Origin of the sequence: Nocardia sp. NPDC058497 (assembly GCF_042720195.1) — a bacterium.
Classification (GTDB): Bacteria; Actinomycetota; Actinomycetes; order Mycobacteriales; family Mycobacteriaceae; genus Nocardia.
In genome coordinates, this window is sequence record NZ_JBHXMY010000908.1 from 1 (window position 1) to 1,611 (window position 1,611).

Below are 1,611 nucleotides of genomic sequence, written 5' to 3' on the forward strand. Positions count from 1 at the left end.
GTACCTGGGGGATCGGGAGTACGACGTCAAGTATCCGGATGTCGGTGTGCTGGTGGCCTTCTCCGGAAGCTTGGAAGTCGATGGCGAGGAGGTCACCGAGCCTTCGGAGAACGGTGGGCTTGCCGAATCCGCTCTGCCGAAGGCGTTCCGGTATACGCGAGCAGACGACCGTGCCACCCAGGCGGGCGGTAAGGGGCAGAAGGAGTACCGGATTCTGGTGGTCGCCGAGAAGTACCAGACCGGGTTCGATGAGCCGCTGCTCACCACCATGTACGTGAACAAGTCGCTCACCGGTATCGCCGCTGTGCAGACACTGTCGCGACTCAACCGCACCCGGGAAGGTAAATCGCAGCAGGATCTGGTGGTCCTCGACTTCGTCAACGATGCCGAGAAGATCCAGGAATCGTTCGCGCCGTACTACGAGGACGCGTTTACCCTGCCGACCGACCCGAACCTGCTGTATGTAGCCCGAGACCGGGTTGTGGCCGCCCCGATCCTGATCACCCAGGAGATGAAGGACTTCGCCGCGGCCTACCTCGCGGCCGAGCAGAAGGCCGCCGGGTCAGCCGCGAAATGGGCCAAGTTGCACGCTGAGCTGTATCGGCACCTGGCACCGGCAGTCGACCGGTTCGAGATCTTCCTCAACAGCGAGGAGGAGGACGATGTCGCTCTCGCGGAGTCGTTCCGTGCGGACCTCAACGACTACGTCCGCAAATACGGCTTCCTCGCGCAGATCGTGCCCTACCAGGACCCCGACCTCGAACTGCTGCATCTCTACGGGCGTCACCTGCTCAACCGGCTCCCGCGCCGTGCCGACGGCGGACTCGACATCGGCGAGGTCGACCTGAGCCACCTCCGGCTCGAGCAGACGGGTGAGCACGACCTCGGCCTGGCGCCGGAAGGCTCGCAGGAGTTGCGGGGATTCGGCGACGGGACCGGTGCGCCCAAGGAACCGGAGAAGTCGCTGCTGTCGGCGCTGGTCGAGCGGTTCAACGAGCGGTTCGGTACCGAGTTCTCCGAGGAGCACCTCGCTATCCCGTTCGACGCCGCCATGAACGAACCGCAGGTGGAGCAGGCTCGGCTCGCGAACAAGAACGTCGACGACTTCGGCGTAGTTTTCGACAAGGTGTTTGCCGAGAAGATGGTCGAACACTTCGATACGCTCAATGATCTCGGCGAGCGGTACTTCGCGCGAGACAATGAGTTCAAGAAGGATCTTGATCGGCAGGCACGCACAGCGGCGTTCCGGCTGCTCGGGCGGCGGCACGGACTGCCCGAGATGTAGTGCGGCGGTGGTGAGGCTGTCGCAGGATGGCAGGGGGTCGTAGTGCCGGCACAGCGGATCGGCAATCGATACGAGCTGATCGAGGAGATCGGTTTCGGTGGGTTCGGGTCGGTCTGGCGCGGTTACGACACCGTGCTCGACCGCGAGATCGCGGTGAAGATGATCCGGTTCACCCAGATCAAATCCCCGACCGAAGCCGCCGAGTTCGCCGAGCGGTTCCGCCGCGAAGCCCGCATCACCGCGCAGATCCGACACCACGGAGTACCGCAGGTCTATGATGCGGTCCTCGACGCCGACCTGACCGAGGAGTACCTCGTGATGGAACT

Annotated in this window: 1 protein-coding gene and 1 pseudogene; both read left to right on the plus strand. The window is 63.7% G+C overall.

Going from position 1 to position 1,611, the window contains the following annotated elements:
* Positions 1-1,285: pseudogene (locus ACFWPJ_RS32355) on the plus strand (type I restriction endonuclease subunit R); the annotation flags it as partial.
* Positions 1,286-1,327: 42 nt separating this feature from the next.
* Positions 1,328-1,611: protein kinase (locus tag ACFWPJ_RS32360; protein WP_378857263.1), on the plus strand; the 284-nt coding region annotated here is incomplete at its 3' end.